Annotated in this window: 5 protein-coding genes; 2 read left to right on the top strand and 3 right to left on the bottom strand. The window is 67.7% G+C overall.

Annotation, left to right across the window (positions count from 1 at the left end; all coding sequences use genetic code 11):
* Positions 1-3 precede the first annotated feature (3 nt).
* The 3 genes from EAO75_RS09945 to EAO75_RS09935 form a co-directional block, all read right to left on the bottom strand.
* On the bottom strand, positions 4-879 hold the full coding sequence (locus EAO75_RS09945) for a carbohydrate ABC transporter permease (RefSeq protein ID WP_147994698.1): 876 nt from the start codon (positions 877-879) through the stop codon (positions 4-6).
* The gene (locus EAO75_RS09940; protein ID WP_261989226.1) at positions 876-1,868 is read right to left on the bottom strand and encodes a carbohydrate ABC transporter permease; all 993 of its coding nucleotides are present in this window, start codon (positions 1,866-1,868) and stop codon (positions 876-878) included. Before EAO75_RS09940 ends, EAO75_RS09945 begins: the two co-directional genes overlap by 4 nt.
* A gap of 84 nt (positions 1,869-1,952) precedes the next feature.
* The gene (locus EAO75_RS09935) at positions 1,953-3,209 is read right to left on the bottom strand and encodes an extracellular solute-binding protein (RefSeq protein ID WP_261989225.1); all 1,257 of its coding nucleotides are present in this window, start codon (positions 3,207-3,209) and stop codon (positions 1,953-1,955) included.
* A gap of 278 nt (positions 3,210-3,487) precedes the next feature.
* Between EAO75_RS09935 and EAO75_RS09930 the strand changes: the two genes are divergently transcribed.
* Together EAO75_RS09930 and EAO75_RS09925 are read left to right on the top strand one after the other, a co-directional pair.
* Positions 3,488-4,330, top strand: coding sequence for a GntR family transcriptional regulator (locus EAO75_RS09930; RefSeq protein ID WP_147994696.1), 843 nt, complete (start codon positions 3,488-3,490; stop codon positions 4,328-4,330).
* Positions 4,331-4,706: 376 nt separating this feature from the next.
* Positions 4,707-5,960, top strand: a complete 1,254-nt coding sequence (locus EAO75_RS09925) for a low temperature requirement protein A (protein ID WP_147994695.1) — start codon at positions 4,707-4,709, stop codon at positions 5,958-5,960.
* Positions 5,961-6,000: the final 40 nt, after the last annotated feature.

Below are 6,000 nucleotides of genomic sequence, written 5' to 3'. Positions count from 1 at the left end.
GTGTCAGCCCTTGACGGCGCCGGCGGCGAAGCCGGCCGTCACAGGGCGCTGGAGCAGCAGGAACACGGCCAGCGCGGGGAGGGCGAAGAGCGTGGAGGCGGCCATGGTGGCGCCCCAGTCCGTGCCGAAGACGTTCTGGAAGGAGGACAGCCATACCGGCAGGGTGCGGCTGTCCTGGTGCTTGATGATCAGGAAGTTGGCGTACGTGAACTCGTTCCAGGCGGTGATGTAGCCGAACAATGAGGTGGCCATCAGCCCGGGGGCGAGCAGTGGGAAGGCGATGTGACGAAAGGCCCTCAGGCGTGTGCAGCCGTCGACCTGTGCCGCCTCCTCCAGCTCCGGTGGGATGGCGGCGATGAACCCGCGCAGCACCACGATGGTGAACGGCAGCGTCATCATGAAGTAGACCAGCGTCAGGGTGGGCAGCCGGTCGAGCATGCCGGTGTCGCGGGAGATGATGTACACCGGGATGATCAGCGCCTCCCACGGCGCCATCTGCGCGATGAACACCATGAGCATGAACTGCCGTCTGCCGCGCCAGCGCATGCGTGCCACGGCGAACGACGCGCCCAGTGCGACAAGCAGGGAGAGCAGGACGGCGCCCAGGGTCACGAGGATGCTGTTGCGCCAGAACAATCCGAAGCCGTCGGCGTCGACAGCGGCACGGAAGTGGTCCAGCGTCCAGGTCTGGGGCAGCAGTTGGGGACTGGCGGACTGGATGTCCCGGTTGGGCTTGAACGCGGTGGCGACCATCCAGTAGACGGGGAAGAGACAGACCACGACGATCACTGCGGCGGCGATGTGCAGCGGAATGCGCCGCAGTCGCAGCCGGAGCCGCAGGTGCGACGTGCTCCTGGTGACGCCTCGCGGGATGCTCATAGGGCCTCGCCCTCCTGGCGGAACATCTGACGGAAGTAGAAGACGAGCACGCCGGCCAGCATCAGCACGGTGACCATCGAGGCGGCCGAGCCGAGGTCGTAGCGCTGACTCGACAGCGCGGTCTGCACGGCGTAGACGGGCAGGATGGTGGTGGCGTCGCCGGGCCCGCCGTTGGTCATCACCCAGATCTGTACGAACGCCTTGAAGGTCCAGATGACCTCCAGCGAGAACACCAGCATGAAGATCGGCCGGATCATGGGAAACGTGATGGCGCGGAAGATGCGCCGTGCCGAGGCGCCGTCGATGCGTGCCGATTCGTACAGTTCCGTCGGCACGGTGACCAGGGCCGAGTACAGGGTGATGGCCGCGAACGGCACCGACTGCCAGACGATCAGCGCGACCAGGATGGTGAAGGCGGCCGTGCCGTGGGCGAACCAGGGGTAGCGGTCGAACGACGTGAACCCCAGCTGCCGCAAGGCCCAGTTGACGATGCCGAACTCCGAGTGGAACAGCCACTGGAAGACCGTCGTGGCGGCGATCACCGGCATGGCCCAGGTCAGCACGAGCGCACTGAGTACGGCGATGCGGCCCACGCGGCCCAACCGCTCGATCACCAGGGCGACCAGGGTGGCGAGCAGCATGATCAGGGCGACGTTCACGGCCATGAAGAGGAACGTGCGGCGCACGACCTGCCAGAAGTGGGCATCCGTCAGCAGGGCCTCGTAGTTCCGCAGGCCCACGAACCGGGCGTCGCCTTGGATGAGTTGACGCAAGCGGAAGTCCTGGAGCGAGATCAGCACCGTGCGCACCAGGGGGTAGGCGAGCAGATACAGCATGCCCAGGACCGCGGGGGCGACCAGTAGWTAGGGCCAGGCTCCGCTCCCGACGAGCCCGCGCCCGCGCCTGCCCCCGCGGCCCGGCCGGGCGGAGCCGTCGGCCGGCCGGGGGAGCGAGGTGGGTGGCGCGCCGGCTTCACGGACGACGGTCACGATGTCCTCTCCTCTCGGTGTGCGGCTCGTAATGTGCGGTGGGTCCAAGGACACGGGCGCGCCGAGCCCGGCGTCGATCACGGCTCAGGAGCCGGTCGCCATGGCCGCAGTGATCGATGCGGACGCCTTCGCGGCCTCGGCCCGGGCGTCGGCGCCGGTGAGCACCGCGGTCATGTAGTCCTTGATGGGGTTCTTCGCCTCGACGGCGGCCCAGCCGGGGGTGTTGGGTGTTGCCCGGCCGACGGCGGCGCCCACGGCCATCGCGGAGGCGCCCGGGTCGGCGGCGACCGCGTCGGCCAGGGTCGTCTTGTTCGGTACGTAGCTCATGGCCGCGGCGAGCTTGCGCTGCCAGGCGTCACCGGTGAGTTCCTTGATGAACGTGAAGGCGGCGTCCTGCTTGCCCGACGCCGCCGGGATGACGAGGTCGGAACCGCCGATGAAGACCGAACCGGGCCGTTCGGCGGTCTTGCCCGGGATCGGGAAGAAGCCGAGCTTGCCCTTGAGGCCGGGATTGTTCGCGATGACGACGTTGGCCCCGCCGGGCGTCGAAATGATCTGCGCCACCTGCCCCTTGGCCATGACCTCGGCCTGCGGGGGCTGCGCCTCGTCGGAGTCCTTGGGGCCCTTGCCGAGGCCCTGCAGCTGCTTGTAGAAGTTCACGCCGCGTATGGCCTGCGGGGTGTCGAGTGCGCCTTTCCAGGTGTCGCCGGACCGGGTGGCGAGGTCGCCGCCCTCGTCCCAGATGAACCCGGCGAGCGCGTACCACGTCTGCCCCGGCAGGTAGACGCCTTGTGTCCCGCCCGCGTTGAGCTTCTCGGTCGCGGCGATCCACTGGTCGCGGGTCTTGATGGCAGCGGCGTCGACGCCGGCCTTCTTGAACAGGTCAGTGCGGTAGATCACGACTCGGTTGGCCGCGTAGTACGGGATGCCGTACTGCTTGCCCTCGTACGCGCCCGGTTCGGCAAGCCCCTTCAGCCAGTTGCCGCCCCCGAGCTCGACGACCTTGTCACTGAGGTCGAGCAGGCCGCCGCTCTGCGCGAACTGGGCGACCTGGGTGTTGCCCGTCTCGATGACATCCGGAGCGTCATTGCTCGCGAGGGCGGCGGTCACCTTCTCGCCGATTCCGTCCCACTCCTGGATCTGGACCTTCACGTCGATGTCCGCGTGAGCTGCCTCGAAGCCCGCGACGAACTCCTTCTGGAACTGCGCCGAGACGCTGTCGCGCATGAGCCAGKCATCGATCGTCGTCCGGCCGTCGGCGGAATCGCCGGACGACTCCGAATCGCCGCCGCAGCCACTGAGGCCGCCGGCGATCACCAGCGCGGAAACACCAGCAAGCATGCGGAGCTTCACAGTTCACCCCTGAGAGGAAAGCACCACGGCACCTGACCAGTTCATCGACTGGTCAGGTGACCTCTTGTTGGTCGATGAAGGTGGCATAGACCAATCGAAGCGTCAACCCTCCCTGTTGGCCAGGCTGTTGGTTGAATGATTCACATTGAGCCGTGCCGTGGTGGACGATCGATGGCTACACTCCACCTGACCAGTACTCGACCAGTGGTAAGAAGGAATGAGGACTGGTCAGGTGAAGTCACGGACGGCGGGGCGGGAGCAGCAGCATGAACGCTGGCGAGTCGGGCACGGTTCTCAAACGAGAACGCGTCCGGGACCACATCCTCGAACTCATGGAATCGCTCCAACCCGGCGACGCCATCCCCTCCGAGCGGTCCCTGTGCGCCGCTCTGCAGGTCTCCAGGCCGACCCTGCGGGCAGCCGTCGACGAACTGGTCGCCGCAGGACGTCTCGTGCGTGAGCACGGCCGAGGCATGTTCGTGGCGCCGGAGAAGATCACACAGGAGCTGGTGTCGGACCACCAGGCCTTGGTCGTCCCCAGGGCATCCGGCGCCTGGACGAGTCGCCTGCTGGAGTTCACCACCATCGCCGCCGGGGCCCGGGTCGGCCGCAAACTGCACCTGTCACCCGCAGCCGACATCGTCTACGTGGCGCGGCTACGGCTCGTCGACGGCGCCCCCATGGCCATCGAGCACCTGCACATCCCCGCGAGCCTGGTGCCCGCGCTGACCGCGCAGGAACTGGAAACGGGCGACCTGTACGAGCACCTTCACGACCGCCATGGAGTCCGGGTGAGCGAAGCCGTGCAGACGATCGAGCCCACCGTCGTCAGTCAGGCCGAGGCCAAGATCCTCGGGGTGCCGCACCTGTCGCCGGCGCTCCTCTTCGAGCGCCTCACCAGCGACACCAACGGCCAGGCCGTCGAGTACGTCCACTCCCTCTACCGCGGCGACCGCTACCGCATCGTCACCCGCCTGACCTTGGGTCTGTCGGCCGGTGACGAGCAAGCGACCCCGGCGGAATCCATCCCGGGCATCCCGCCCGGTGTCTTCCCCCAGCAGGAAGCCGTCGTCCTGACGGCTCAGGGGGACGTCCACGCTGACCGGTGACGGCAGGGGGAGGCGAGTTCCTGGAGATTGAAGGGTTCAGGTGGGCCCGCCGGGGGCCCGGATCAGCAGGGATCGGCGCGGAGGCCGGCGCTCCGCCGTGCACGCCCCTGCCCAGCTGCTCGCCGACGACTTCGAACCAGGACCGCAGCCCGTACCGGATCCTTTCCGGCGCGCCAGCGCGGCCTTGCCTCGGTCGGCGCGGACGAACTCCTTGGCTCGGCAGCCGCGCGGATCCGGTGCCGCAACCCTCGCTGCTCCGCCCTGCCGAAATACCGACAGCAGTCCGACATACTGCGGCGTGCCCGCGGTTACGGCGGCAGTGCAGCCGTCACCATCGCTGCGCTACACGTTCGGCCGCGCCCTACAGGAGCCTCACATGTCCGACAGTGCCCCCGAGCCACGTCCCGTCACCGCAGAGGCAGTCCCCCTGGGCACAGGTACCCGCCGATGGCTGTTCCGCCCGCCGCGGCGCCACGGTGAGGTCGACACCGGTCGCAGCGTCAGCTTCCTGGAGCTCTTCTACGACCTGGTCTACGTCGTCCTGGTCGGGCAGGCGGCCCACACCCTCGCGGAGGACTTCACCTGGCGAGGCACGGCGACTTTCGCAGTGGTCTTCGGGCTGATCTGGATCGCCTGGCTGAACGGCACACTCTTCTACGAGCTGCACGGTCGCGAAGACGGTCACACCCGCCTGCTGATCTTCGTGCAGATGCTGCTGCTGTCCCTCATGGCGGTCTACGTCGGCCACGCCGACGGCGACGACGGCCGCACCCTGGCGGCACTCTACGCACTGCTACTGGCCCTGCTGACCTACCAGTGGTACTCCGTGTACCGGCAGGACCCGCCGGAGCTGCGCAGGACGCCGCGTCGCTATCTGATCGTCATGGTCGCGGGCATCATCGTGATCGCGGCTTCGGTGCCGCTGTCGGCCGACGCCCGTCTCGCCGTTTGGGCGGTGTTCGTCGTCGCGTGGTGCAGCGTGGAGTGCGTCATTCTCATCTTCTGGCGCCGAACGCCGAGTTATGGCGTCGTGACCGACCCCATGGTCGAGCGCTTCGGACTGTTCATCATCATCGTGCTCGGCGAAGTCGTCATCGGTGTCGTGAACGGCCTGACAGACACCGAACGCAGCACCCTCGTCACGACGACGGGTCTGCTCGGGCTCGCCATCGGCTTCGGCTTCTGGTGGAACTACGCCGACTTGGTGTCCGGACGGCTGCCCCGCGAGACCGGCCACTTCCTGGCGACGTGGATCTTCACTCACTTGCCGATGGCCATGGCGGTGGCGGCAGCAGGCGCGGGCACGGTCGGGCTCGTGGAGCACGCCACCGATCACCGGACACCAGTCGCCATCAGCTGGCTGATGGGTGGGTCCGTAGCCGTCATGCTGCTCACCACCGTGGTGCTTCTGCCCACCCTGGCGGACTACGACCGCTATCCGTCCGTCTACAAGTCGGTGCAAGCCGTGCTCGTCACAGCAGCCGTCGTCGCCCTCCTCGTCGGCTGGTCCCGCCCCGCCCCCTGGCTCCTGGCTCTCATCTTGCTGCTCCTCCTCTCCGCGACCTGGGTTTTCGCATTCGTTCGATGGCTGAGCCAAGGCTCCCTGATCAACGAGCGGTCAGCCGACTGACACCGTGCCGACATCGACGCGCACGCCGCATTGGGGAGGA

The sequence above is a fragment of the Streptomyces sp. UW30 genome (assembly GCF_008042075.1).
Lineage (GTDB): Bacteria > Actinomycetota > Actinomycetes > Streptomycetales > Streptomycetaceae > Streptomyces.
The sequence above is the reverse complement of the archived record's forward strand: the minus strand, read 5'-3'. Positions and strand labels throughout refer to the sequence as shown.

Coding starts and splice junctions, on each gene's coding strand:
- EAO75_RS09945 (WP_147994698.1), bottom strand. CDS start 879: ATGAGCATCCCGCGAGGCGTCACCAGGAGCACGTCGCACCTGCGGCTC.
- EAO75_RS09930 (WP_147994696.1), top strand. CDS start 3,488: ATGAACGCTGGCGAGTCGGGCACGGTTCTCAAACGAGAACGCGTCCGG.
- EAO75_RS09925 (WP_147994695.1), top strand. CDS start 4,707: ATGTCCGACAGTGCCCCCGAGCCACGTCCCGTCACCGCAGAGGCAGTC.